Consider the following 26,754-nt stretch of genomic DNA (forward strand, 5'->3'; position numbering starts at 1 on the left):
TAAGGCTGGGTCACATCCGCATCGTCGCCATCGCTGACGGTGAAGGTGAAGTTCTCGGTGTCACTTTCACCGTCGTCCCAACCCTCAATATCAGTGGTCAGAACATACTGGTAAGCACCGGTGCCAGAGTTTACGTACAGCGTACCGTAGGTACCATCAACTGAAGTGTCGTAACCGGCCAGACTGTTATCGGCGCTACCACCCTGAACACCGTAGGTCAGGGTCTCAACATCCACATCGTCACCCACCAGCGTGCCGCTCAGACCGGAACTGCTCAGGGTGCCGCTCAGACGAACTTCGCTGATGCTGCCATCGGTCACATCCTGCAGGGTCGGCTGGTCGTCCGCACCGCTGATCAGTACGGCATAAGGCTGGGTCACATCCGCATCGTCGCCATCGCTGACGGTGAAGGTGAAGTTCTCGGTGTCACTTTCACCGTCGTCCCAACCCTCAATATCAGTGGTCAGAACATACTGGTAAGCACCGGTGCCAGAGTTTACGTACAGCGTACCGTAGGTACCATCAACTGAAGTGTCGTAACCGGCCAGACTGTTATCGGCGCTACCACCCTGAACACCGTAGGTCAGGGTCTCAACATCCACATCAGACGCAACCAAAGCGCCAGTCAGACCGGAGCTAGTAAGGTCGCCACTCAAGCGCACCTCAGACACACTACCATCATCGACTTCAGCCAATATTGGCTGATCATCAGTACCGATAATCGTTATGGTCAGATCGGCGGTTTGCTTATCGTTATAGGTATCCCATACGGTGTACTCAAAGGATTCGCTGAGAGATTCGCCCTCGCTCAAGCCCTGCACCAACGGGTTATCATTATTCAGTTCATAGGTGTAGCTACCGTCGGCTTTGAGGGTCAACGTGCCATAGTTCCCAGTAATTGGATTGCCGATATTAGCGGCATCACCATTAACTGCATCAATGACCAGAACATCTCCATCAGCATCTGTATCTGCAACATCACCAGGAGAAGCCGCAGTGATTACGTTGCCAGAAGTGGTGGTTTGCACATCCTCCTGCACTGAATTCTCATCGTCATTGGCAACTGGCGTTGTGTCATCATCGTAGATAGTGACAGTGGCCGTGTTGGAAGACGGACTCACAGTGGCATTAGTCGCGGACAGAATCATAATGTCGAAGGTTTCATTACCTTCGTCCAGATGATCTTCAACGATAGTGACTGTGACTGGGAAGCTGGTTTCTCCAGCGGGAATGATGACAGTATTTACCAATGGACCGTCATACCAGTCAGCCGGATTATCCGCTGTACCGGGCTTTAACTCATAGGTAACCGTCACGTCCTGATTGAAAGGCTTGTCCAGTTGCAGGATAAACACAACTTCTTTACCACCTTCACTGGTACCTTCAAGCACACTCGCGGCATTGCCGCTCACAAGAATAGGGTAGTCATCCGTTGGAATGGTTGGCGGCTCGCCACCATCCGGCGGATCCTGAATTTCAATTTCGACTTCAACTGAAACACTTACAGTCGGCACGCCCTCCTGCACGTCGGTATCAGCCGTTGGATCCAGAAGAGGCGGCGGAACATAGTCTGGATCAATACCTGCTGTAGGCGTCACTTCACCACCAATCAGGTTGAAATAGAGGCCCTGGCCAATTTCATCACCTGAGCCGCCAGCAGCCCCCGCCTCACCAGCAGCAGTTGCTTCCTGACCTTCGGTGATATCCTGGCCCTCATTAAGCGCCGCCAACAAGGCTTCAAACTCGGGGTTTTGCTCTTCGACACCATCGACCAGCGCCAGCTGCTGAAAGCTGTCCTGGGCAACAACAAAGGTGCCGCCACTATCCAACTGGCGGGTTGTACCATCTGCAAAGGTGATCGTCACGTGACTGCCATCAGTCACCTGTAATACATCACCCTCGCGGATAGCATCACCGGGATTGAGCTCTCGGAGCGTACCGTCAGCAGATACAACGACAACAGTCGCGCCGTCAGTGGAAGCAACAAACCCCATGATTTGCTGCCCATCATTGGACTCGATTGTGTTTCCTTGCTTAATTTGCTCGTTCATTTGCATAACCCTCCCGGCTTATCCCGGTCAAAATTCAGGCGTCACGCCTTATTGACGTTATCTCGATTACAGTTCCACACCCACGGTAAACAGCAGTTCACCCATGGTCTGGAACAACCGATACTCGTTGTAAAGAAGATCCTGCTGGGCAGCCACCAGTGACTGTTTGGCAGAAATCATTTCATTTTCTGTATTCAGCAGATCCAGCAAGGTCCTGCGACCCAGATCAAACTGCTTGATATAGGCTTCCTTGGTCGCGGAAGAATCCTTGACGTAGTCTTCCAGTGCTGGAATCTGATCACGAATTGCTTCGAAGGCTACCCAAGCCAAGCGGGTTTCCTGTTCCACCTGACGGTGAGTGTTGTTACGCACTTCCTTGGCCTTTTCGACCAGATACGCAAACTGCTGCTTACGAGCCTTGTCTGAACCACCACGGTAGAGGTTGTATCGCATTCTCAGCATGACCTTCAGATCATCGACCTGCTCTTCAACACCATCAATGTTGTCATTCAGATCACGCTCCAGCTCCACATGAAAATGAGGAAAGAAAGGGCTCTTGGTCTGTTCGTACTGGTAAGTCACCGATTCAATGTCAGCTGAGGCAGTTTTCAGCAGCGGGTGATTATCCAGCGCTTTGGCAACTGCATCGTCCACTGACATGGGCAGATACTTGCGATAAGTGCCAGGATGAGTCAAAGCGCCCTCACTGGGGTAAGTACCTACCACGCGCTGGAAGTTGGTTTTGGCATCCAGCAGGTTGGCTGTCTGACTGATCACGTTGGTTTTGGCTAAAGCCAAACGACCAGAAATCTGATCGAAATCAGCACGGCTGCCCACACCCGAATCAAAACGCTTTTTCATTTTGTCATAGATGTCTTCATGGGTTGCCAGCGTCTGCTTGGCCAACGCCAGGATATCCTGCTGCTTGATCACTTCCAGGTAAGTTCTGACTACCTGAAGTGCGACATCCTCAGCCACAGATTGCGCACGGAATTCAGAGCTCTTGTGGCGCGCCATCTGGTTTTTATGTTCATTGGGGGTTTGAAAACCGTCAAATACCAGCTGGCTGACATTGAGTTGTGCTTCCCGACGCTCGAGTTCGTTGCGGGTACGATTCGGGTCAGCAAATTCACGAGACGTGGGATCGCGTTCCTGGAAACCGAAACCAGCCAGCAGGTCTACTGTGGGGTAATAGCCGCCCAGTGCTTCACGCACCTGGCGATCTCTGGAGTCGACTTCACGCAACTCGGTGAGAACTTCCGGGTTGGTCTGTATGGTTTGGGCTATCGCCTCACGCAGGTCCAGGGACTCAGCCTGAACATGCAGTGCAGTGGCTGCCATTCCTGCTAGCAGCATTATTGATAACTGGCGCTTAAACATAATTTGTTTTCCTTTCGCACGACGTTGTTTGACACACGCCCCGAAACATTAACTGTTCCGATAGGTTGATTTGTATCACAGAACCTGCGGGATACAGTTACCGCTCAGAGGCGACTTATTACCGTTTATAGCTTTTGGCTTAAAAAGTGTGACGCAGCCTACATCTTTAACTATAGTAGAATCACCTGTTAGGTACATTACCTCTCTCGAAATGCCAACTCTTTTGTTTTCAAAATAGGCTTCAACAGGTAATCGAGAATGGTCTTTTTACCAGTAAGAATATCCACCTGAACCGTCATTCCAGGGATAATTGGCAGAGGGTCCTCAGGCTTGCCCAAGCTGCTGCTTTCTGTCTGCAATCTAACCTGGTAATAACTCACACCCTCTTCATCCACAATAGTGTCCGGGCTGATGTGAACCACCTTGGCTGCCAACCCACCGTGAATGGAAAAATCATAGGCGGTGAACTTGACGGTAGCCGATTGCGTTGGGTGAATGAAGGCAATGTCACGGGGTAATACCCGTGCATCCACCAACAATGAATCATCAAACGGCACAATTTCCACCAAATCCATACCTGGCTGAATCACCCCTCCGATTGTTTTTACCTTGAGCTGTTTAACCGTTCCTTTCATGGGGGAACGCACCACCGTACGTTTAACCCGATCTTCCAAGGCTTCATTACTCTGCTTGATTCGACCCAATTCCGACATCACATCATTCAGCTCACCCCGAGATTCGCTAGCAAATGTCTGGGCATGACTGATGACATTATTTTGGGCTTCGCTGTAGGCCGTTTCCAATTGTGGAATGGCAATCGCTGCCCGGTCCAGTTCACCCTTAAGGTCGGTCACCTGCCTTTCAAGTCGCAACAGTTCAACCTGAGACACGGCCCCCTCGGCCACCAGCGGACGGGTAAAATTCAGCTCCCGGCGCATCAGATCATAGCTATCCGACAAGCTCTGGCGATTTACCTTGATGGAAGAAAGCTCCTGCTTCTTCTGTGAAGCTTTTTGGTTAAGAATTTCCTGTTGTGACTGATGTTCCTGAAGTCGCGACTCATAAAGTGCACGCTCACTGGCTACCAGAACCGGATCGTAGTTTCCGCCAAGTTTGGCCAATTCCTCATCAAAACTGGTGCCATTCGCCTCTGCTCGCAGCCGCGCCGCCTTAATAGTCAGCTGTTCAGCCTGCAGAGACCGCTCCTTATAGGTAGAGGCAAAGATGGTGTCATCAATCTGTATCAGCGGTTGCCCCCGATCGACCACATCCCCTTCAGCTACGAGCAGCGAAGCAAGAATGCCACCTTCAAGATTTTGAACTACCTGGATATCACTAGACGGAACTATCTTCCCCTCGCCCCGAGTGAACTCATCAATTTTTGCGAGACTGGCCCAGACCAGCATCACCACGATAAAAGCAGCAATCACCCACAACAGCAATTGGGAAACAAGTGGAGACTGCTTAAGAACCGCCTCGGAGGAATAGGACATATATTTGAGGTCAACAGCGGGCGTCTGCTGAAAATGCTTTCGAAATTTGTTGCGCAACGTAGAAAACATTAGCTTTTGCCTCGGATTTTGCCTTCTTTAAGGGCTGCCAAAACCTGATCCTTGGGACCGTCGGCGACAATAGTGCCGCGATCCACTACCATCAGTCGATCGACCAGTGCCAGCATGCTCATTTTGTGGGTAATCAGGAAAAGTGTGCTGTCAGCAAACTCACTCTTGATCTGCCTACACAGGCTTTCCTCAGTGCCCTGGTCCATGGCCGAAGTCGGCTCATCCATCAGCAACACCTTGGGTTGCCGTAAGAATGTCCTGGCCATGGAAATGGCGCTGCGCTGTCCACTCGACAGATTCTCACCCCGCTCACCCACCGGCATCTCAAATCCCAGGGGATGGCTATTGATCAACTCCAGGATTCCGGCCTTTCTAGCAGCTTCAACCACCTCGGCATCACTAACGCCCTGGACACCAAAAGTGATGTTTTCTCGAACAGTACCAAAATACAGTTTGGCATCCTGCGCCACATAACCCACATTGGTACGCAGATCTGCCGGGTCCAGCTGTTTGACGTCAAAACCATCAACCAGAACTGCACCTTCATTCACGTCATAGAGGCGGATCATCAACTTCGCCAGCGTGGATTTACCAGAACCGATCCGGCCAATAACCCCCACTTTCTCTCCCGCTTTGATGGTGAAGTCCACATTTTCAATAGCTGGTCGTGGCTGGTCTGGATAACTAAATGTCACCTGCTTAAGCCGAATATTGCCCTCCAGTACGGGACGATGCAGATAACGTTTGTCAGCCTCACGCTCTACCGGCAACGCCATTACTTCATTGAGCGATTTCAATGTGCCTTCAGCATGGTCATAACTAACCAACAAACTGGCAATCTGGCTCAAGGGCGCGAGAGCCCGACCGTTGAGAATGACAGAGGCGATCAGGCCGCCCAGCGTCAGGTTTTGGTCTGCAATCAGGTAAACACCCACCACCACGATGGCCACCATAGCCACCTGCTGGAGAAACTGAACACTTTGTAAAGCGGTGTTTGAAATCAGGCGCGACTGCAATCCCCACTGGGAGACGTAACCCACCGACTGCTCCCAGCTTCTCTGCACCTGGCCTTCTGCGCCAAGAGTCTTGATGGTTTCGATTCCCACCAGGCTTTCAATTAGAGTGGCATTTTTCTTGGCGCTGCCGCGCATCACATTTTCAATGGTGGGCCGCAGTTTTTTCTGGGCACGCAACCCCAGATAAATGGCCAGCGGGAAGATGACTATCGGCACCGCTACCAGCCAACCACCCAGGTAGAAAATAAAAATCATAAAAATAATGACAAAGGGCAGATCAATCAGGGTCAGGATGGTTGAGGAGGTCACAAAATTGCGCAACATGTCAAAATCATGAATTCTCGAGGCAAAGGCGCCAGCCGAGCTCGGACGCACGGACATCTGTAAATTCAGCACTTTTTCAAACAGCTGTGCCGACAACACTACATCGGTTCTTTTTGCAGCCAGCTCTACCAGGTAGGCTCGCAACAGTTTTAATGCCAGGTCAAAGACATAAACAATCAACACGCCTATGGCCAGCGCCCACAGGGTTTCAACCGCATTGTTTGGCACCACACGGTCATAGACATTCATCACAAACAGGGGTTGTGCCAAAACAAACAGGTTAATCAAAAAAGAGGCCAGTAATACATCACGATAGATTTTTGATGAGCTTCGCAATACATCCCAGAACCAGTGGGCTCCTTTTTCCTGATGAATTTTTGGTGTGCGCGAATCAAATTGTTGCATGGGGCGAAGGTAAAACACCTTGCCACTGTAGATGGTTTGCAGCTCCTTCAGGTCAGCCTGTGTCTGTTCCTGGGTGACGGGGTTAGTCAGAAAAGCCAGATTTAGAGCGGTATCAAGACCACTCAGCACCAGCGCCTTGCCATCGGTGGTCAGCAATATGGCTGGCAGAACCTCCAGGGGGATGTCCTCCAGTGATCTTTGCAGCATCAATGAAGCCAATCCTGCCCTGTTGGCTGCGCGATTGAAGATTTTGGGAGTTAAACGGCCATTTTCCAATGGCAATCCTGAGGACACGGCAGGAGCTGATGTCGGTCGACCTTCCAGAGTGGCTGCCAATAACAAACAGTCCATCAACTCATAGGATTCGAGCTCAGAACTCGACGACAGGCCTTCGTTGGCTACCTCGGACATATTCATACAGTCAATCCATCAGCGAATTTAACACCAAAACGGGCGCAGCAATCCTATCACGCACATGGTGACACTCCCAATATCACGACCCCATATACTCAAGTTTGTCGATATAATGTCTTTTTTTCAGGATCGAACCCTCAAAATCGGCTATGCCAGAGCATCAACACGCCAATATTCCCCCGGTTAACCGCCGTTTTTCCGTTGCTCCGATGATGGAATACACAGATCGGTTCTGCCGATATTTTCATCGTTTATTGAGTAAACAGACACTGCTTTACACTGAGATGGTTACCAGCAGTGCGCTGATCCATGGTGATCAGCTACGTCACCTGGAATTCGCCGATATCGAACATCCAATAGCACTACAACTCGGTGGTAGTAACCCCACTGAACTTGAAGCAGCGACCCGTATTGCCGCCACTTACCATTACGACGAAATCAACCTTAATTGCGGTTGCCCCAGTGATCGGGTGCAATCCGGAATGTTTGGTGCGGTATTGATGAAAAATGCCGACCATGTGGTCAACTGCTTCAATGCCATGCAGGGTGCGACAGGGATCCCAATAACTATCAAACACCGCATTGGTGTTGACGATATGGATAGCTACGACTTTCTCTGTGATTTTGTCGGCAAACTAGCGGATGCCGGTTGTAAAACCTTTATCGTTCATGCCCGCAAGGCCTGGCTAAAAGGGCTTAGTCCGAAGCAAAACCGGGAAGTCCCTCCTCTGGACTACGAAGCCGTGTATCGACTGAAGCAGGATTTTCCTGACAGTGAAATTATTCTGAATGGTGGTGTAACAAGCATTGATCAATCACTGCAACACCTGCACCATGTTGACGGCGTGATGATGGGGCGAGAGGCCTACCACAATCCTTATATCCTCTCGCAGGTAGATACACGTCTATTTAATAATGAGACGTCACCACCGAGCAGAGCAGTCGTTCTCGAACAGTTCTCCAAGTTCGTGGAGCAGGAACTGTCCCGAGGGATCCGGCTGGGGCAAATGACCCGCCATATTCTTGGGCTTTACCAGGGCGTTCCCGGCGCAAGACGTTTTCGTCGTTATATCAGTGAGCATGCCCACCAGCCCCGGGCGGGAACCGATGTGTTACTGCAGGCTCTAAAGGCACTTAATGAAGTCAGAGTATGAATGAATATGCCCAGTAAACTGGATCAATTACGTGAAATGACCGTCGTCGTCGCCGATACCGGTGATATTGAAGCCATTCGCCAATATCAGCCAATTGATGCGACCACAAACCCCTCACTGCTGCTGAAAGCCGCATCCCTGCCCCACTATCAACACCTGATTGCAGCCAGTATTTCCAAGTCAAAATCAAAAGGCAGTGACTGGCTGCCAGACTGCATGGATGAGTTGTCTGTCGCCATTGGCCGGGAAATTCTCGATGTCGTACCCGGACGGGTTTCCACGGAAATTGATGCACGCCTGTCTTTTGATACCCAGGCCACAATCAGCCGCGGACTGTCACTGGTGGAAAAATACCAATCTGCGGGCATCGATAGTGACCGTATTCTGCTAAAAATTGCTTCCACCTGGGAGGGAATTCGTGCTGCGGAAGAGCTGGAAAAAAGTGGTGTGCAATGCAACCTGACGCTATTGTTCGGCTTTGATCAGGCAGCAGCAGCAGCAGATGCCGGAGCCTTCCTGATATCACCTTTTGTCGGTCGCATACTGGATTGGCACAAGGCCAATGGCGGCAAGCAGGACTATGCCGGCCATGAAGATCCTGGCGTTCTCTCCGTCAAAACCATTTACAATTTTTACAAGCAGCGTAATTACAACACCATTGTTATGGGCGCGAGTTTTCGCAACCCCGGAGAAATCGAGGCCCTTTCGGGTTGTGACCGCCTCACCATTAGCCCGCAGTTGCTTGCCGAACTTAGCGCCGACCATGGTGAGTTACCTCGACAACTGGACCCGCAGCAAACCGGAGACACCATCGACTATCAACTGGAGGGGGAATCAGCATTCCGCTTCAGGATGAATGACAATGCCATGGCCACGGAAAAACTGGCTGAAGGTATCCGCAATTTTGTGGCCGATCAGGTAAAACTGGAAAAAATGCTCTGGGAGATGAGCCGTTGATCGACCAAATCCAGAAGTTCTTTTCCTCCAAACTTAATCCCGTAAATGAGGAAACAGATCAGGAGAAGATGAGACTGGCAGCGGCTGCGCTGATGGTCGAAGTCATGGTCATCGACCGGGACCTAAATACAGCAGAGCTGACAGAAATCAAGTGTATGCTGGCGAAACGGTTTCAGCTTGCATCAGTAGAAATCGAGCAACTGGTAGAATTGGCCCGCAAGGAGGTCGACTCAGCCACCTCACTGTTTCAATTCACACGATTAATCAATGATCACTTTGATGCCGAAGCCAAAACCCATTTGATTGAAAATCTTTGGCGGGTCGCCTTTGCGGACCAGGTGCTGGATAAACATGAGGAAGCACTTATCCGGCGTATTGCAGAACTGCTATATGTGTCTCACATGGATTTTATTCAGGCTAAACAGCGCGCTATGGGCCGTTAAGCAAAGCGCATATCCCGTGTCAGCAATCCTGCTCAAGGGAATGGATAAGGTCGACAAATTCTTTCTGGTTGCGATCATTTAAAAGGGACAAAAGCCTGTGCGCTTCAAGGACCTGCTCCCGAATCTCTTCGACGCCGGACTCGATACTGCTCAGCTCCTCGTACCCGTCATCATCCTCGTGAGGGCCCTGGATAATATTGAAAATTTCATCCAACCCCATGACCGTCAAAATCTGGTAAATACTTTCGTCGTTGCAAAACACCGTGGGCTTGATGCCGTAATGTTCTTCGCAATACAGGGCCATTTTTGCCAGCAATCCCAGGGTGGTGCTATCCACCGCATCAGTGTCCATCATATCGGTCACGACTTCACTGACATGGCCATCCTTAAAAATCGCCTCAATATAATTATTCAGCGAGGTGCACAGGGTGACACGGACATCACCGACCAGTTTGATCAGATACGCATCTTCGTGGTGTGAAACCAGAATTTTTCCAGGTTGCACTAAAAACCTCTGCGAATTGTCAGTACGGTGACATCATCCGGGACATCACCTACCTCATTAATACCTAAACCTTCACAAATACTTTCCATGGAGGTGTCAGAGTGGGCCACAGTGTCTGCCAAGTACTGCTCTTTTTCCCGATAGGATTTACCCGGAAGAAACTCAAGTACGCCATCTGACACAATAACCATAGCAAACTTCTCGGGAAGCATAATTTCCTGCACGTCCCAGGTGGCATTGTCAAAAATACCCACCGGCTTACCCTTACCCGGTAATGTTCGTACATCGCCCTCACTAAAGAACACTGGCGTTGGCATATGTGCGGCCACGGAGTAACGCAAAATATTCTGTTCCATATCAATCGACGCTGAAAACAGTGTCAGGTGCTTATCCAAGCCCAGCGCCATAATCTGCCGGTTGATATGTTCGATAAAACCAAGAGGGGCCTTAGCCATAGCCTCATGGTCGTTGAGCGAAATGTGGCGACGAAGGATACGATTTAGTATGAATTTGAGCAATACCGTCAGAAATGCGGAAGAAGCGCCATGACCCGATACATCGGCCACATACAATACCATGTAGCGATCAAACACCACGTTGTAGCCAACAAAATCACCGCTCAAAAACAGGGATGGCACAATACGGTGGGCAATCTCATAGTCACCGTGTCGTAGTGGTGTGACGGGAAGCAAACTATGCTGAACTTGGCGACCCGCCATCTGGTCAATTTCCAGAATTCGTAGACTTTCTTCCAGCTCCCGATTTGCTTTCTCCAGCTGCTCGCGATATTGCCGGTTCTGTACCAATAGGCTCTTACATCCGGAGGCACGTTTAACAGCCTCACGAAAACGATCACCGGTAAAGGGCCTGATGACGACATCGGAGACATTTTGATGGAATAGTTCGACTACTTGTCTCGGATCAATTTCGGGCAGGACCATTATGTAGGCGACATCCAGATCCAACGATGCCAGGGCAAGCAATTGATCCTGCAGATCAGAAAATGGGAGGTTAATCACGACCACAGCAGGGTGATCGACCTGAATAGCATTTACGGCAGCCGTGGTGTCATCGAAGCAGGATACCTGCCATGGCGTGCCGACCAACAGGTCTTGCAGCTCATGGCAGTCATCTTGATTGTCGGCAACAATATACAGTTTGCCGTTTATTTCCATAGCTTAACCAGGGCCGACGTCGTGCGAGAATACAGCTCTTCGTCGCTGATAAAAGTTCAATCCGCCTGATAGGCCAACGGATCAGCAAGCAGCCTAGAACTCCTCGTAGTCGCCCCCGAAGTCATCCTCTACCAAACGGTCATTAAGGAGGAACTTCCGGCGCTGGAGATAGGCATCACGAATAAAGGTATAACGGTCACCGCGGATAAACTTCTCAGCTTCAAGGAGGTCCGCGCGGGTGGACAGCAGTTCCACACCATAAATAGTGTTACGGGTGGGCACATGGTCCACTTCGTTAATCGGATTGACGAGGCGATCCACAATTCTTGAGGGCGCATCGCGCATGGTGCTGGGGCCAAAGAATGGAATCACCACATAGGGGCCAGAATTAACACCATAAAAACCCAATGTCTGACCGAAGTCTTCACCATCATTTTTTGGCAGGCCCATGTTATCGGCTACATCAAAAAAACCGACCAAGCCAATGGTGGTGTTGATCACCAAACGACCTGTATCGTTGCCAGCCTGTTTGAACTTGCCCTGCAGAAGATCGTTAAGAATATTTACCACTTCTCCCACATTGGAGAACATACGGCTAATACCGCGTTCAACCGGGTCCGGGGTAATCGCTTTATAACCCTTTGCCACAGGTTTGAAGGCATAGGTGTCAACTGTATCGTTGAACACAAACACCTTGCGGTTAAAACCTTCCCAGGGATCTTCCGGATCTTTGGCATCCGTGGCGGCCATTACCTGACCTGACAACATAATTCCAGCAAGCAGCAGCATGAATTTTTTCATTGTGTCTTCCCCTTAACATTATTCTCGTAGCAGAAAATCCGCTGATTCTACACGTTCAGATAATACAGGTATACCGTCTAACTGCTCTTACAGCCCCTAAATATGGCCTTTCATTCTCAATAATCCTCATTAACTGTGTGGTTTTAAATGACAATTTTGTCATAAAAATGACACACATCTATCCGAGAATGCCCGCATGGTTTGAATGGGACGTTCCATTGAGCCTGAAATGGCCAGAGATAGGCCAGACACTTACTCACAACGCCCTCTATAAGGATTGGAGTTGACAATATGAAACGTACTGCAATTTGCTTAGCTGTTAGTGCTCTCGCGGCCAGTTCCATGGCCTATGCCGGAAGCATGAAAGACACCCCTGCCGCTGTAAGCGCCATTTCAGCCTCTGAAATTGAAAGCGCCAGCGTACAGGATTTAAAAAAATACGTTCTGGCTCTGTCCCAACGTATTGAAGACATGGAAGCCAAAACCGACAAGGTTGTGGCCCAAGCCAAGCCAGCCAAAACCTGGGCTGACAGCATCCAGTGGTCCGGTGATGTTCGTTACCGCTACGAAAACATCGACAACGATGCCAAAACTGACGAACGCAACCGCAACCGTGTTCGTGCCCGTATCGGCCTGACTGCTCAGATCACCGATGACGTGAAAGCCGGCGTAGCCCTCGCCAGCGGCAGCGACGACCCGGTTTCTTCCAACCAGACTCTGGGTGGCGGAGCCAGCTCTAAAGGCATCAACCTCGACCAGGGTTGGGTTGACTGGAAATTTGCCCCCAATACTCACCTGATCGCCGGTAAAACCAAAAACCTTTACTACGCCCCTGCAAAAAGCGGCTTGGTATGGGACGGCGATCTGCGTCCTGAAGGTGTTAACCTGAAATACGATAACGGCACTATTTGGGCCGTTGCTTCCTACCACTTCCTGAACAGTGATGACGGCAGCAGTGGTACTGGCGATATTGAAGAAATGTTTGGTGGCCAGGTAGGCTATAACGGCAATATCAACGATAACACTTCCTTTATCGTTGGCGCTGGCTACTACTACATCCCGGTTGAAGGCAGTGCCTCATTTGTAGATGGTGATTTCTTCGGCAACTCTGAAATTGCTGGTATGCACGCATTAGATTACAAAGTGGCTGAAGTGTTTGCCGAAGTGAATACCAAACTGGCCGGCGTCCCCGCCACCTTCTTTGCTGACTTTGTTCAGAACACTGAAAGCGATGCTGATGAAGACACCGGCTATGCCATTGGCTTCAAGCTGGGTAAAGCCAAGAAGCGTGGCGATGTCGAGTTCGGCTACATGTATGAAGACCTGGAAGCTGACGCGGTTTACGCAGCCTTTACCGATTCCGACTTCGGTGGCGGTGGTACCGACGTTAAAGGTCACAAGCTGAGTGCAGCCATCGGCCTCAGCAAAAACACCAAACTGGGGATCACCTACTTTAACAACGAATACGGTGATTACACTCTGAGCGATGAAGTGGATTACGATCGCGTACAGGTGGACCTAGCAACCAAGTTCTAATCAACACGGTTGATGCATCGTAAAAACGGCCCTTCGGGGCCGTTTTTTTATACTTGGAAAACCGCCATCACTCCGCCAGCACAATATCCAGTGACAGTAGCTGCTCAAGCACTTCTCTACCAAAGCCCATCAATGATTCAGGGTCTGATTGACCTAAAAGGCCTGCAAGCTCACGCAACACCGAGGCTCCCGATTGAGGGCTCTCCTCAAGTAATTGCAGCAACTGCATGGTCACCCGGTTGGTTTGCAGAAACCCAACCTCCTCTTGCCGATTGCGGTAAACCACCAAAAAAGCCGGCTCTTCGCCAGGTTCTTCCGGCTGATACTGCGGCCCGATAAGGTGTACCGGATATTGATAGGAGAGCCGCCAAGCCAAAGGGGAAACCTGCAATGGGTCTGACAGCACATCAACGCCCTCTTTCCGACCTGCCTCGATGCCACCCTCTGCCACATCCAGAGCCAGCTCTACCCACTCGTAATGGGCAAGCTCCAGCATAAAGCCGGGATCACAATCCACAGGCTGATGCCCCTCCTGCAGATACATGAGGAATTCCTGTGAGATTTCCAGAAAGTACGGGGAATGACTTTGGTGACTAGCAATAAATTGCCTGATCATGGCGTGCCAATCGCTATCAGCATAGAGACTACGCAGAATCGGGAACCCACTACTGATAAAGTCTTCAATATTGTTGTAAACCAGCTCCCGGTAGATTTTCAGGCGCCGGTCTTCAATGTCCGCGGGGGCGGGATTGGTATTGGGGTCCCGCAAATGGGCGGCAAATCGGTACTGGGTTTTCTGAAAGTCGGGGGCGCTGAGATCAGACATTGGTCAACTCCACCAAAGGCTGTGGGACGGCGACCGATTGAAGGTGCTGGATATGCTCGACTTCCAGCATCAGCTGTTCCACAGGAGGCAGGTTAAAATCCCTCTCCAGCAATGTTGGCATCACGCCAAACAATTCATAGCTTTTTTCAAGCAATGCCCAGACTGGATCAATGACATCAGCACCGTGGGTATCCACCCGCAGATCGTCCGCTTCTTTATAGTGCCCCGCCACGTGAACATAGGAAACACGATGACCAGGCAACTGCCGCAGGAACTCCTCCGGGTCGTAGCGATGATTGATACTGTTGACATAAATATTGTTCACGTCGAGCAACAAATCACAGTCGGCCTCTTCCAGCACAGCATTCAGAAAATCAATTTCACGCATCTCCTGCAGGGGCGCTGCATAGTAGGAAACATTTTCCATGGCAATACGCTGACCAAGAAAATCCTGAACCTGACGAATTCGATCCGCCACATAATGAACAGCTTCTTCCGTAAACGGAATTGGCATCAGATCGTAAAGATGGCCATCATCACTGCAATAGCTAAGGTGCTCGGTATAGGCACGTATCTGGTGTTCTGCCAGAAAGGCTTTGATATTGCCCAGCAATTCCATGTCCAGAGGCGCTGGAGAACCGATGGACAGTGACAAGCCATGGCAGACAACGGGAAAGCGCTCGGTGTAATGACGGAACTGACGTCCCAGCCGGCCACCGACATGAATCCAGTTTTCCGGGGCGACTTCCATGAAACTGACCTGATCAGTTGTCACGGAAGAAAGCGGGCCCAACAGAGCCCGCCTTAAACCCAAACCCGCCCCATGGACGGGATAATGACTTGTGGTCATGACAGATAAATACGCTGTAAATTAACCTTTACCACCGCACTTGCCTTCACCACATTTACCTTCTTTTTCAGACTTTTTCTCTTCGCCACACTTGCCTTCGCCACACTTGCCATCTTTTTCGGCTTTTTTGGCTTCACCACAGCGGCCTTCACCACACTTGCCATCTTTTTCAGCTTTTTTGCCTTCGCCACACTTACCTTCTCCGCATTTGCCTTCGCCATGGGAGTCAGCGAGGTTATAGCCAGAGCTCAGCTGGTTGGCCTGAAACGGATTTTCCGCCGCAGATGCCAGAGGGGCGATAGCAACTGATGCCATGAAAGCAGCGCCAACAGCTGCGGCCAGGGGTTTCAGGGTTTTCTTGGACATGATGTATCTCCATTAAAGGTTATCTTGTTGGGGGAGGTGCGTGATCATCCAGACCACACAGCTAATCAGACTGAGCGTTACAGAATAAGTTTCAAGGAAATGTGCGGTTATGCTTTTAGCTTATGAACGGCTTTCGGCCAGGCCCGGCGACAACGTAGCCCAATGGGCCAGAATACGCTTGTCCGAAATAGGAAACAGTGTCCTCAATTGCTGCGCAAACAAAGAGACCCGGTATTCCTCGATCATAAAGCGGTATTGCCAGATACCCTCCTGTACCTCTCTGGAATAATCCTGCCAGTGCGAATCAACTCCTTCCAGTTTGCTGGCGAGTTTATCCAGCATCAATACGTATTCACGCTCCTTGCCGGGTTGTGACGGTAGTTTATCCAACCTCACCGTCAACGCTTTCAGGTACCGTTGATACTGTTGCAGCCAGTCATAGGGTACACGATAGAGAAATCCCGGCTGAAACAGCATCGCCAGTTGGCGGTTGATATCCGGTACTGAATGAACAGCTGACAACCCCAGTTTTTTGATTGCTTTATGGATATCAGAAAGTGCCGGAAGCCAACCAATCAGCATCTGCTCGAGCTCATTGGCCGCTGCGACAATTTCGCCTTTACCGGCAACCAGCTGTTGTTCATAGTCGGCACGGGTTCGTGGCACATCTCTACCATCAACCAGAACTTTCTTGTAGGCGGCATCAATCAAGTCTGCCACCAACACATCCCTGCCCGGCAAGTGTGCCGCCTTGAGCTTGAGGTCCTGCCCTTTCAGCAGATCCTTTCGCAAGTATTTCACGCCCTGGGGATAGCTCAGCTGGTACAATCTGACCATACCATCGAGGGTGCTATTCAGCGCCGTGACGGGGTTGTCCAGCAACTTGAGGCCCACCTTTTGACCATTGGCAACCAGGGCTGGATAGGTACGGATCGTCAGACCCTGCTGTTGGATATCATAAACTTCTGGCAGGTTGTCAAAATTCCAGCCATTCAGGTCTGACTGCTCAATACCGTTGTCTGAAACTTGCTCAACCGTATGAGAAACCCTACCCCGATACTGCGCTTTGAGTTGTTTTATATCGCGGCCGTTGGTCAACAACTCTCCTTGTTCGTCAATCAGACGCACATTCAGCAGATACACATCGTCCAAAACCGCTGCCTGCCACTGCTCAGGTGTAATTTCTACCCCGGTGTGGCGCTTCAATTGATGCCCGAGGGCTTCTGTTAGCGGAACGTTGGCAGGTTTCATCTCGATTAATGCTTTGTCGACAACGTCCGGCACCGGGACAAAATGACGCCGTAGTGATTTGGGCAAACCTTTGACGAGGGCAATGCATTTATCCCGCAACATTCCGGGAACCAGCCACTCAAGGCGCGCAGCAGGCACCTGATGAAGAATACTGACTGGGATTGTCACACTGACACCATCCTCGGCATGACCCGGCTCAAAGTGATAGCTCAATGGGTAGCGTGTCCCCTGCCACTCCAGATAATCGGGAAACTGTGCGCCAGTGTTCTCTTCAAGCTGTCGCTGAGCCAGCAACGCTTCATCCATCCACAGTAGTTTTGGATCGTCTTTTTCAGCGCTCTTGCGCCAGTGTTCAAAGCCAGCAAGGTTCAAGACATCACTGGGAACACGCTGACGGTAGAACTCAAACATCACCTCATCATCTACCAGAATATCCCGACGGCGTGTTCGTGACTCCATTTCTTCCAGGTCTTCCTGAAGCGCCCTGTTATGACGAAAAAACTCTCCCTTACCCCGATATTCGCCCTCGACCAGCGCCGCGCGCAGAAACAGCTCGTGACAGGCTGATGGATCAATTTTGCTGTACTGACAGGGTTGCCGGTCCACAATGGGCAAGCCATACAATGTCTGGCGCTGATAGGCCATCACCTGGCCACTACGTGCGCTGTAGTGCGGTTCACTGTAGTGTTTCTTGACGAGGTGAGCCGCCAGCTCTGATAGCCACTCAGGCTCAATACGCGCATTAACGTGACTGTATAGCCGTGAGGTCTCGATTATTTCCGCTGCCATCAGCCATTTCGGTGGTTTTTTAAACAGCCCTGAACCAGGAAAAACGTGAAATTTTCGGTTGCGAGGCCCCATAAATTCCTTTTCTTCATGGCGAAATCCGATCTGGCCCAATAACCCCGTAAGCAGTGCCCGGTGCACGGCTGCGTAATCGGCTGGTTGACGATTTTCAGGCAACTTCAATTCCCGACAATAGCCGTGTAACTGATGATGCAAATCGCGCCACTCGCGCATTCTCAGTGGTGACACAAACTGTTGTCGGCAGTATTTGTCGAATTGGTTGCGCCCCAGTGCCTGGCGCTGCTCCTCCATGTGATTCCAGAGGTTGAGATACGCCACGAAGTCGGAATCCTTATCCTGCCACTGACGGTGTTTTTCATCCGCGGCCTGCTGTTTGTCGGCAGGCCGTTCCCTCGGGTCCTGCACACTCAACGCTGACACGATAATCAACACCTCCTTGAGGGCGCCCTCCTGAGCGGCAGCAACAAGCATCCGACCCAGACGCGGATCTGCTGGCAGCCTTGAAAGCTGCCGCCCGATACGAGTTAATTCACCGCGGCGGTTAACCGCCTGCAACTCCTGCAACAGGCTGAAGCCGTCGTTGATCAACCGCTGATCCGGGGCATCGACAAAGGGAAAGTCACGGATATCACCAATGCGCATCTGCAACATCTGCAAAATGACCGATGCCAGATTGGTGCGCACTATCTCGGGATCGGTAAACTCGGGTCGGCTGTTGAAGTCCTCCTCAGAATACAGACGAAAACAGACACCCTCGCTGATCCTACCGCAGCGGCCTTTGCGCTGGTTGGCACTGGCCTGTGAAACCGCCTCAATGGGCAAACGCTGCACTTTGGTGCGATAGCTGTAACGGCTGATACGCGCGGTGCCAGGATCAATGACATAGCGGATACCGGGGACTGTCAGCGATGTTTCGGCCACGTTGGTAGCGAGTACCACCCGCACACCTCGGTGTGGCTGAAATACCCGATTCTGTTCCGCCAGGCTCAAGCGGGCATAGAGAGGCACGACTTCAAGGTTCGGCAGCTGGGCCTTGCGAAGCACGTTAGCGGTTTCACGTATTTCCCGCTCACCGCTGTGAAACACGAGGATATCCCCACGCTTGGGCAGGCTGAGAATCTCTTCCACACTGTCGAGTACCTGCTGAGACAGGTCACGATCCTCTTCAGCCGGGCGATATTCCACTTCAACCGGATAGGTTCGGCCCGAAACTTCAATCACGGGAGCCTGATCAAAATGTTGCGAAAACCGTTCTACATCAATGGTAGCGGAGGTAATGATCAGCTTCAGGTCCGGACGTTGTGGCAGTATTTTCTTGAGATAGCCGAGCAGGAAATCGATGTTTAGGCTGCGTTCATGGGCCTCGTCGATAATCAGGGTGTCATAGCGATTCAGGTACCGGTCGTGCTGAATTTCCGCCAGCAGGATGCCGTCAGTCATCAATTTGACCAGGGTATTTTCGCTGCTCTGTTCATTGAAGCGTACCTGGTAGCCAATGGTTTCCCCCAGTGGCTGACCCAGCTCTTCGGCAATACGATTGGCCACTGTGCGTGCGGCGATGCGCCGTGGTTGGGTATGACCAATCATGCCTGACACACCCCTCCCCAACTCCAGGCAGATTTTCGGCAACTGGGTAGTCTTACCGGATCCGGTCTCCCCGGCGATCACCACCACCTGGTGATTTTCAATGGCGTCGCGGATATCATCCCGACGCCCAGCGATGGGCAGCTCTTCAGGGTAGCTTATTGCCGGCACGCTGGCTTTACGGGCCTTCAGGCTGGCATCGGACTGCTCCAGTAGCGCAGTGAACTGTTGCAGATCGCGATCAAACGGTTTGCCCTGCCCCGCACGTTGGCTGATTTTTTCCAACAGGCGTTCCAGACGATAGCGATCCGTTGCGAGACAATCGGCAATCCTGTCCCGCCATTGTTGAAGTTCATTGTTCATTCAAGACAACTAATCAGAAACCTGACGGGCCAGGTTGAACCCGGCCCTATGAATGTGGGCATCAATTATCGCGCAGTTCCCGACGCAATACCTTACCCACATTGGACAACGGCAATTCATCACGGAATTCAACGTACTTGGGCAGTTTGTAACGGGCTAACTGCTCGGCACAGAAATCGCGGATGTCTTTTTCGGTCAGTCCCGGATTGGCACTGACCACATAGAGTTTGACCGCCTCACCAGAGTGCTCGTCAGGCACACCTACCGCAGCACAGTAGGTCACATCCGGGTGACGGGAAACCACACCTTCAATCTCATTAGGGTAGACGTTGAAGCCCGAGACAATAATCATATCCTTCATTCGATCATGAATACGCAGGAAACCATCTTCATCCACTGAGGCGATATCCCCGGTTTTCAGCCAACCATCTGCCGTCACGGTTTTGGCGGTTTCTTCCGGGAAATGCAGGTAACCCTGCATCACCTGTGGCCCCCTCACCCACAACTCACCATGCTCATTCACAGCCAGTGGATTGCCATCGTCATCGGCAATCCTTATTTCCGTCCCGGGCAGAGCAATGCCCACCGCCCCCTGCTTGCCACCGGGTGAAGGAGTGAGAGAAACCACGGGCGACGCCTCCGTTAAACCGTAGGCTTCACTGATCTGGCAACCAGTTTTGTCAAACCAGTCGTTGCTGGTGCCGGTCGCCAGCGCTGACCCTCCGGATATGGTGAATTTCAGGGTAGAGAAATCGATACGGCCAAAATCCGGGTCTTTCATCAACGCGACAAAAAGCGTGTTTAGCCCGATAAATACCGATGCTGGCCACTGGCGCAGCAATTTTACAAACGCCTTGATATTGCGTGGATCTGGGATTAACTGGCTGTGCACACCTAAATGCACACCTACCGTGATGACCACGGCAAACGCATAGATATGGTAGAGCGGCAGAGGCGACACAAAGCGTTCCACACCCCGATCAATGCTACAGCTTTCCAAAACCATGGCAGATTGCCGTGTCACGCTGACCATATTGCTGTGACTGAGCATGGCCGGCTTTGAGACGCCCGTGGTGCCACCGGTGTACTGAAGAACCGCCAGGTCATCACCATCCAAAGCGACCTCCTGATGAGGTTGTTCACTACCCTTCTTTAGTGCTTCCAGAAGAGAAATTGAACCGGCAGAAGAACTAGCCTTGCCAAGCAATTTCATCAGCACTGACATCACCACTCGCTTCAGGGGCGAGTGCAGATCAAAGGGGGAGGTGGAAATAACCGTTTGCAGGGGCGTTTTGTCTTTTACCGCCAGTGTATGGTCCAAAAACTTGTCAAAAACCACCACAGCCTTTACATCCGCGTGGTTGAACTGATACTCCAGTTCGGTGGCTGTGTACATCGGGTTGACGTTGACGATGACCATCCCCGCCTTGAAAGCACCGTAGGTGACCACAAGGTACTGGATCAGGCTCGGCATCTGAATGGCAATGCGGTCACCGTGCTTCAAGCCGGTATGCTGTTGCAGGTAGCTGGCAAATGCACTGGACTGCCTGTCCAGCTCGGCATAGGTCAGCGTTCCCCCCAGAGAGGTGACAGCAGGTTGGCTGCCATAATTTCTGACTGTTTCAGCGAGGATATCCAACAGGTTATGCATCTCACTGGGTGGCAAGTCGTGGGGAATACCATAGTGGTCCCAAGAGTTGCGGACAGCCTCCATCACTTCCATTTTCGTGTCGATTTCAGACATTACCGCTCCCCTGCTCTGTCGATATTATGGTTATTATGGCTGGCCTGTCTTAGCGCCCGTTTTCCGGCAATGCTATCGAAACGTGCGGTCCAGGTACAGAATTCCCGCCTACCCACATCGTATCCGCTGGTTGTCAGCGGGTCAGTGCAGTCATGCCTTTTTCCAGCCCGGCCAAAGTCATGGGAAACATGCGCTCTGGGCCCATCAATTGCTGAATCAATTTGATAGAAGGTGTGTACTGCCAGTAATCAGTACGCACCGGGTTCAGCCAGATAAAGCGGTCATAATTATCCATGATACGCTGCATCCAGACGGCTCCGGCTTCCTGATTGTAGTACTCCGCGCTGCCGCCCGGTGCACTCACCTCGTAGGGCGACATGGTGGCATCACCCACAAAGATCACCTTGTAGTCACGGCTGTAGGTATGCAGCAGCTCCATGGTGGGCGTTTTGTCAATTTTCCTGCGGTGATTGTCACGCCAGACATAGTCGTAGAGGAAATTGTGAAAGTAGTAGTACTCCAGGTGCTTGAACTCACTTTTTACAGCAGAGAACAGCTCTTCGCACACTTTGACATGGGGATCCATGGAGCCTCCGACATCAAAGAACATCAGGACTTTGACCGCATTGTGGCGCTCCGGAACCATCTTGATATCCAGCAAGCCAGCATTGCGGGCAGTGGCGTCTATCGTGTCGTCCAGGGCCAACTCTTCTGCTGCGCCGGTACGGGCAAACTGACGCAGGCGTCGAAGTGCCAGTTTGATATTGCGCGTTCCCAGCTCGACTGAGTCGTCCAGATTGCGGAATGCCCGCTGCTCCCAGACCTTGACGCCCTGTTGCTGTTCACTCTCCCCGCCGACACGAATGCCTTCGGGGTGAAAGCCACCGTGTCCGAAGGGAGACGTACCACCGGTACCAACCCAGCGACTGCCTCCGGCATGACGCTTCTGTTGTTCAGCCAGTCGCTTTTTGAACGTGTCGAGTAATTGCTCCAGTCCGCCCAGACTCTCGATTCTGGCTTTTTCCTCATCACTCAGGTGCCTGGCAAACTCTTTGCGCAGCCACTCTTCAGGAATCAGGGCATCAATTAACTGTTCAATGTCAGATAGTTGATGAAGGTAGGCAGCAAAAGCCCGGTCGTAGCGATCGTAGTATTTTTCGTCCTTGATCAGGCAGGTTCTTGCCAGGAGGTAGAAATCATCCATGTCCGCAAAGGCTAATCGCTGTTGCAAAGCCTCCAGCAACACAAGATATTCCTTGATGGAAACGGGAATCTGCGCCTGCCGTATACTCTGATAGAAGTTGAGCAACATGGGTTCTGTGCCGGCGGATTACCGGCTCTCTCTGCGCGACATAAAGGCTAGTTTTTCCAGCAGATGCACGTCCTGTTCGTTTTTTAACAGGGCACCGTAGAGCGGCGGGATCACTTTACTGGGGTCTCGTTCCGCCAGCAGGTGATCGGGAATCTTGTCTGACAGCAGCAACTTCAACCAGTCAATCAGCTCGGACGTCGAAGGTTTTTTCTTTAAACCGGGCACCTGACGCACTTCAAAAAAGATATCCAGCGCCTCTTGCACCAGGGTTTTCTGAATATCGGGAAAATGCACCGCCACAATCTGCTCCATGGTCTCCCGCTCCGGGAATTTGATGAAGTGGAAAAAGCAGCGGCGCAAAAAGGCATCTGGTAATTCTTTTTCATTGTTGCTGGTGATGATCACCAGTGGTCGTTGCTTTGCCCGGATGGTCTCACCGGTCTCGTAGACATGGAACTCCATACGATCCAGCTCCAGCAACAGATCGTTGGGAAACTCGATATCAGCCTTGTCTATTTCATCAATCAGAAGCACCACCGGCTCATCAGCGACAAACGCCTGCCATAGCTTACCGGGCTTGATGTAGTTGGCAATGTCATGCACCCGGTCCTGGCCCAGCTGTGAATCCCGCAATCTGGATACAGCATCGTACTCATAGAGCCCTTGCTGTGCTTTGGTCGTGGACTTGATATGCCACGGAATCAATTGCCACCCCAGAGCTGCCGCCACTTCCTCAGCGAGCATGGTTTTACCAGTGCCCGGCTCGCCTTTAATCAGGAGTGGTCGTTTCAGGGTGACAGCCGCATTCACTGCCATTTGCAGGTCATCGGTGGCGACATAGCGATCAGTACCGGAAAACTTCATAATCGGACCTATTCAATAAATGCATTTGGCCATTCTAGCGCCAGCAGCAGGTACAGCAAACGACCTAAACAACGATCGCGTTCTGGAGAGTCAGTTTGACTAGACAACACCAAGAATGGCTTGGACATCCCAAGGGGCTCTACGTCTGTTTTGCCACGGAAATGTGGGAACGTTTTTCATTCTACGGCATGAAATATCTGCTATTGCTGTACCTCACCAAGTATCACCTGTTCAGCGATGCGATGGGGCTGGATGTGCTCGGCAGTTATGCCGCGTTGGTCTACGCCATGCCGGTGATCGGCGGATTACTGGCGGATCGTTACCTCGGCATGCGAAAGGCCGTGATTTTCGGTGGCTGCCTGCTGACCCTGGGACACCTCGGTATGGCCGTTGAGGGGACTCAGGCAATCAGGGTGAACGGGGATATTGTTCGCGATCAGGCGGCCTTGCAGATTTTCTATTTTTCCCTATCGCTCATCATCGTAGGCGTCGGTTTTCTCAAGCCCAACATTTCTACCATCGTCGGTCGTCTTTATGGTGAGCAGGATTCGCGCCGCGACAGCGGCTATACCATTTTTTATATGGGCATTAATATCGGCGCCTTCAGTGCCACCCTGCTGTGCGGTTACCTCGGGGAAACCCTGGGATGGCACTATGGTTTCGGTGCGGCAGGCGTCGGCATGGTTATCGGTCTGGTGATTTTCTTTTTCGGCCAGCGCCACCTGCAGGGCCTGGCAGAGCCGACACACCCCGAACTGTTAAAACAACCGGTGTTGCCCGGCTTCAATCGTGAGTGGTGTATTTACCTTGGCGCACTGCTGGCCCTGGTTGGCCTTTGGCAACTGATACAGGCCCATCAGTGGGTGCAATACTCGCTTAACGGACTGGCCATTGCCGTGGTGCTAGGCCTGATCTGGTTTATTATTGCCCGCTGCGACAGCGTGGAACGGGGTCGTATGTGCGTTCTGATGGTCCTGACATTCGCATCGGTGGTGTTCTGGGCGCTTTTTGAGCAAACCGCAGCCTCCATGACACTCTACGCCGACCGTGTGGTAGATCGCACTCTGCTAGGCATCACATTTAATGCATCTCAGTTTGGGGCATTAAACCCCCTATTTATCATGCTCTGCGCCCCGCTCTTTGCCGTGCTCTGGACGATGCTAGGCAAACGCCATCTCGAACCGTCAACACCGGTCAAGTTTGCACTTGGTATTATCCAGGCTGGGCTTGGCTTTGGAGCGCTGGTGCTTGGCGCCAACTTTCCCGACGAGACCGGAAAAGTGGCAGCACTGTGGTTGGTACTGGCCTACCTTCTCCACACCACCGGCGAGCTGTGTCTGTCACCGGTTGGCCTTTCCGCCGTGAGCAAGCTGGCGGTTTCTAAGGTAGTTGGACTGATGATGGGCACCTGGTTTCTGGCCACTGCGTATTCAGAATTCCTCGCGGTGCAGATTGCAAAACTCGCTCATATGGACTCCGTGCCAGGGCAAACGCTCAACACAGCGGAGGCATTGTCTTCTTACACCGGGCTATTTAATGACCTGCTGTTTGTGGGCTGTGGTGCCGGCTTTCTATTACTGGTTATCAGCCCGCTGCTGAAGCGACATATGCACGGAGTATCGTAACCGGCCTTCTATCCACCTGTTGAAAGCCGTTTTGAGGCTGGTTATGCAGGATAAGTGGGACTAGAAAAGCTGAGTCTACAAGGCGTGAAGCCGCATTTTGGGTTTCATGCTAACAACGCAAAGGCCACCCAGATAGTTTATCAACAGGCTGCTAGCTTTTGCTCTGCTCAACGCCTTTAAGCATCCCTTCTTCTTCCTGACCGGCATCAGGGCGCTTGAAGACCCCGAGCAATATAGCCAGCACATAGCACGCTACGGCCACCAGATAACAGGTAATAATCGGCTTTGCTCCTCGCAAAAAACCCACGTCGTCCGGCCCTGTGAGCCCTTCATAAAGGCTGACAAACCAGGCGGGTGCCAGGTAACCTGTATCGGGATAGGCTTTGATTGGAACCAGAATAAGAGCGGCAACAAAGAGGATAAGCTGGTTGCGAAAATGCCGACCTGGCAACAGATCCTTGAAGCGCACCAGAAACAGCAAAACCAGAAGGCAACCCAGATAATAAGCGACTATGCCCCAAAGATAATTTTCGTCCGAATACATGATCATCAACCTCCTTTAGTAGTCCTTTACAAAAGAATGACATGCGGACTTTCTTCAACCAGCACGACGTAAACTTTTAACCGACAAAATAGTAACACACCAGGCACAGAAAACTACCAAGGGTTGTAAGAGACCACGACGAACAAGCCTTTGGTTATAAGACCCAATAAATAATTCTTTCTTCCATATCAGTCGGTTGCACAGATGTCTCTGAAACAGCTCGTCCGCGAATCGACATGTTCATATCGTGGATTGTATGAGTATCCTCCGAAACCAGATGGTGCCAGGTCGGCAATGACTCTCCTTCCGATAATAATCGGTATGCACAGGTGCTTGGCAGCCAGTGGAATTGGCCGATATCCGCTGTAGTGAGTTGCAGACAGTCGGGCACTCGGGCAAGACGGTTTTCGTAATCCGTACAGCGGCAAGCATGCAAATCCAGAAGTTGGCAGGCGACGTCGGTGTAGTACACATCACCGGTATCTTCATCTTCAAGTTTGTGTAGGCAACATTTACCACAGCCATCACAAAGGGACTCCCACTCCTCTTGAGTCATTTCAGATAGAGACTTTATCTCCCAGAAATTTTCCATGAAGCAGAGATTAGAGCTTGCTGTTCTTGTTGCGCATTTCCTGCAAATACTGTTCTGGAGACGGCGGCATTTGCAGGTAGTACCCCTGATCGGCAATGGACTCCAGAACTTTGCCAACATCAGCCCTGGCCAGCTTCCTGTCTGCAGATAACGCCAGCGTCATTGCCAGCTCCGGCTTGCCAAAGCGCTGGAGTAATGACTCCGGAACACGGCTCAGGTCATCCTGTTTATCCACGTAAAGATACATACCCTCTTTTTTGGGGCTCCGATAGATCGTGCAAAGTTGTTTGGACATGGGCGAAA

At 51.4% G+C, this 26,754-nt stretch carries 22 protein-coding genes; 5 read left to right on the forward strand and 17 right to left on the reverse strand.

The window, feature by feature from the left end; all coding sequences use genetic code 11:
- The 4 genes from Q8A57_RS09035 to Q8A57_RS09050 form a co-directional block, all read right to left on the reverse strand.
- The coding region (locus Q8A57_RS09035) for a retention module-containing protein (RefSeq protein ID WP_305170779.1) at nt 1–2,051 on the reverse strand (2,051 nt) is incomplete at its 3' end.
- 66 nt (nt 2,052–2,117) lie between these two features.
- Complete coding sequence (locus tag Q8A57_RS09040; RefSeq protein ID WP_305170780.1) at nt 2,118–3,431, reverse strand: TolC family outer membrane protein; 1,314 nt, start codon at nt 3,429–3,431, stop codon at nt 2,118–2,120.
- Between the two features lie 197 nt (nt 3,432–3,628).
- On the reverse strand, nt 3,629–4,993 hold the full coding sequence (locus tag Q8A57_RS09045; protein WP_305170781.1) for an HlyD family type I secretion periplasmic adaptor subunit: 1,365 nt from the start codon (nt 4,991–4,993) through the stop codon (nt 3,629–3,631).
- The gene (locus Q8A57_RS09050) at nt 4,993–7,155 is read right to left on the reverse strand and encodes a type I secretion system permease/ATPase (RefSeq protein WP_305170782.1); all 2,163 of its coding nucleotides are present in this window, start codon (nt 7,153–7,155) and stop codon (nt 4,993–4,995) included. The genes Q8A57_RS09045 and Q8A57_RS09050 overlap by 1 nt, the downstream gene beginning before the upstream one ends.
- Nucleotides 7,156–7,301: 146 nt before the next feature.
- On the opposite strand from Q8A57_RS09050, the gene dusA reads away from it, so the two are divergent.
- The 3 genes from dusA to Q8A57_RS09065 are packed head-to-tail and all read left to right on the forward strand — an operon-like array spanning nt 7,302 to nt 9,706.
- Nucleotides 7,302–8,306: a tRNA dihydrouridine(20/20a) synthase DusA gene (gene dusA, locus Q8A57_RS09055; RefSeq protein ID WP_305170783.1), complete on the forward strand. Its 1,005-nt coding sequence runs from the start codon at nt 7,302–7,304 to the stop codon at nt 8,304–8,306.
- A 6-nt stretch (nt 8,307–8,312) separates the two neighbouring features.
- Complete coding sequence (gene tal / locus Q8A57_RS09060) at nt 8,313–9,263, forward strand: transaldolase (RefSeq protein WP_305170918.1); 951 nt, start codon at nt 8,313–8,315, stop codon at nt 9,261–9,263.
- Nucleotides 9,260–9,706: a tellurite resistance TerB family protein gene (locus Q8A57_RS09065; RefSeq protein ID WP_305170784.1), complete on the forward strand. Its 447-nt coding sequence runs from the start codon at nt 9,260–9,262 to the stop codon at nt 9,704–9,706. Before tal ends, Q8A57_RS09065 begins: the two co-directional genes overlap by 4 nt.
- Before the next feature lie 19 nt (nt 9,707–9,725).
- Here Q8A57_RS09065 and Q8A57_RS09070 read toward each other — a convergent pair whose 3' ends face one another.
- The 3 genes from Q8A57_RS09070 to Q8A57_RS09080 all read right to left on the reverse strand — a co-directional run bounded on the left by Q8A57_RS09070 (nt 9,726) and on the right by Q8A57_RS09080 (nt 12,187).
- Nucleotides 9,726–10,211, reverse strand: coding sequence for an STAS domain-containing protein (locus Q8A57_RS09070; protein WP_305170785.1), 486 nt, complete (start codon nt 10,209–10,211; stop codon nt 9,726–9,728).
- Nucleotides 10,211–11,386, reverse strand: a complete 1,176-nt coding sequence (locus tag Q8A57_RS09075) for a PP2C family protein-serine/threonine phosphatase (RefSeq protein WP_305170786.1) — start codon at nt 11,384–11,386, stop codon at nt 10,211–10,213. The genes Q8A57_RS09070 and Q8A57_RS09075 overlap by 1 nt, the downstream gene beginning before the upstream one ends.
- A 93-nt stretch (nt 11,387–11,479) precedes the next feature.
- Complete coding sequence (locus tag Q8A57_RS09080; protein WP_305170787.1) at nt 11,480–12,187, reverse strand: MlaA family lipoprotein; 708 nt, start codon at nt 12,185–12,187, stop codon at nt 11,480–11,482.
- A gap of 291 nt (nt 12,188–12,478) precedes the next feature.
- On the opposite strand from Q8A57_RS09080, the gene Q8A57_RS09085 reads away from it, so the two are divergent.
- Nucleotides 12,479–13,723: a putative porin gene (locus tag Q8A57_RS09085; RefSeq protein WP_305170788.1), complete on the forward strand. Its 1,245-nt coding sequence runs from the start codon at nt 12,479–12,481 to the stop codon at nt 13,721–13,723.
- Between the two features lie 67 nt (nt 13,724–13,790).
- Here Q8A57_RS09085 and Q8A57_RS09090 read toward each other — a convergent pair whose 3' ends face one another.
- The 7 genes from Q8A57_RS09090 to Q8A57_RS09120 form a co-directional block, all read right to left on the reverse strand.
- Nucleotides 13,791–14,549, reverse strand: coding sequence for an HvfC family RiPP maturation protein (locus Q8A57_RS09090; RefSeq protein ID WP_305170789.1), 759 nt, complete (start codon nt 14,547–14,549; stop codon nt 13,791–13,793).
- Complete coding sequence (locus Q8A57_RS09095) at nt 14,542–15,399, reverse strand: HvfB family MNIO-type RiPP peptide maturase (protein WP_305170790.1); 858 nt, start codon at nt 15,397–15,399, stop codon at nt 14,542–14,544. The genes Q8A57_RS09090 and Q8A57_RS09095 overlap by 8 nt, the downstream gene beginning before the upstream one ends.
- 21 nt (nt 15,400–15,420) lie before the next feature.
- Complete coding sequence (locus Q8A57_RS09100; protein ID WP_305170791.1) at nt 15,421–15,765, reverse strand: HvfA family oxazolone/thioamide-modified RiPP metallophore; 345 nt, start codon at nt 15,763–15,765, stop codon at nt 15,421–15,423.
- Nucleotides 15,766–15,885: 120 nt separating this feature from the next.
- Complete coding sequence (gene hrpA / locus Q8A57_RS09105) at nt 15,886–19,770, reverse strand: ATP-dependent RNA helicase HrpA (RefSeq protein WP_305170792.1); 3,885 nt, start codon at nt 19,768–19,770, stop codon at nt 15,886–15,888.
- 61 nt (nt 19,771–19,831) lie between these two features.
- Complete coding sequence (locus Q8A57_RS09110; RefSeq protein ID WP_305170793.1) at nt 19,832–21,514, reverse strand: AMP-binding protein; 1,683 nt, start codon at nt 21,512–21,514, stop codon at nt 19,832–19,834.
- 133 nt (nt 21,515–21,647) lie between these two features.
- Nucleotides 21,648–22,826, reverse strand: a complete 1,179-nt coding sequence (locus Q8A57_RS09115; RefSeq protein ID WP_305170794.1) for a vWA domain-containing protein — start codon at nt 22,824–22,826, stop codon at nt 21,648–21,650.
- Between the two features lie 18 nt (nt 22,827–22,844).
- The gene (locus tag Q8A57_RS09120) at nt 22,845–23,690 is read right to left on the reverse strand and encodes an AAA family ATPase (RefSeq protein WP_305170795.1); all 846 of its coding nucleotides are present in this window, start codon (nt 23,688–23,690) and stop codon (nt 22,845–22,847) included.
- Between the two features lie 95 nt (nt 23,691–23,785).
- Between Q8A57_RS09120 and Q8A57_RS09125 the strand changes: the two genes are divergently transcribed.
- Nucleotides 23,786–25,315, forward strand: coding sequence for a peptide MFS transporter (locus tag Q8A57_RS09125; protein WP_305170796.1), 1,530 nt, complete (start codon nt 23,786–23,788; stop codon nt 25,313–25,315).
- 151 nt (nt 25,316–25,466) lie between these two features.
- Here Q8A57_RS09125 and Q8A57_RS09130 read toward each other — a convergent pair whose 3' ends face one another.
- The 3 genes from Q8A57_RS09130 to Q8A57_RS09140 all read right to left on the reverse strand — a co-directional run bounded on the left by Q8A57_RS09130 (nt 25,467) and on the right by Q8A57_RS09140 (nt 26,746).
- Complete coding sequence (locus Q8A57_RS09130) at nt 25,467–25,859, reverse strand: hypothetical protein (protein ID WP_305170797.1); 393 nt, start codon at nt 25,857–25,859, stop codon at nt 25,467–25,469.
- Nucleotides 25,860–26,013: 154 nt separating this feature from the next.
- Nucleotides 26,014–26,451 carry a YcgN family cysteine cluster protein gene (locus Q8A57_RS09135; protein WP_305170798.1) on the reverse strand — a complete coding sequence of 146 codons (438 nt, stop codon included), beginning with the start codon at nt 26,449–26,451 and terminating at the stop codon, nt 26,014–26,016.
- 10 nt (nt 26,452–26,461) lie between these two features.
- Complete coding sequence (locus Q8A57_RS09140; protein WP_305170799.1) at nt 26,462–26,746, reverse strand: YcgL domain-containing protein; 285 nt, start codon at nt 26,744–26,746, stop codon at nt 26,462–26,464.
- Nucleotides 26,747–26,754 lie beyond the last annotated feature (8 nt).

Origin of the sequence: Porticoccus litoralis (assembly GCF_030676955.1) — a bacterium.
In the GTDB taxonomy this organism is placed as follows: Bacteria; Pseudomonadota; Gammaproteobacteria; order Pseudomonadales; family Porticoccaceae; genus Porticoccus; species Porticoccus litoralis.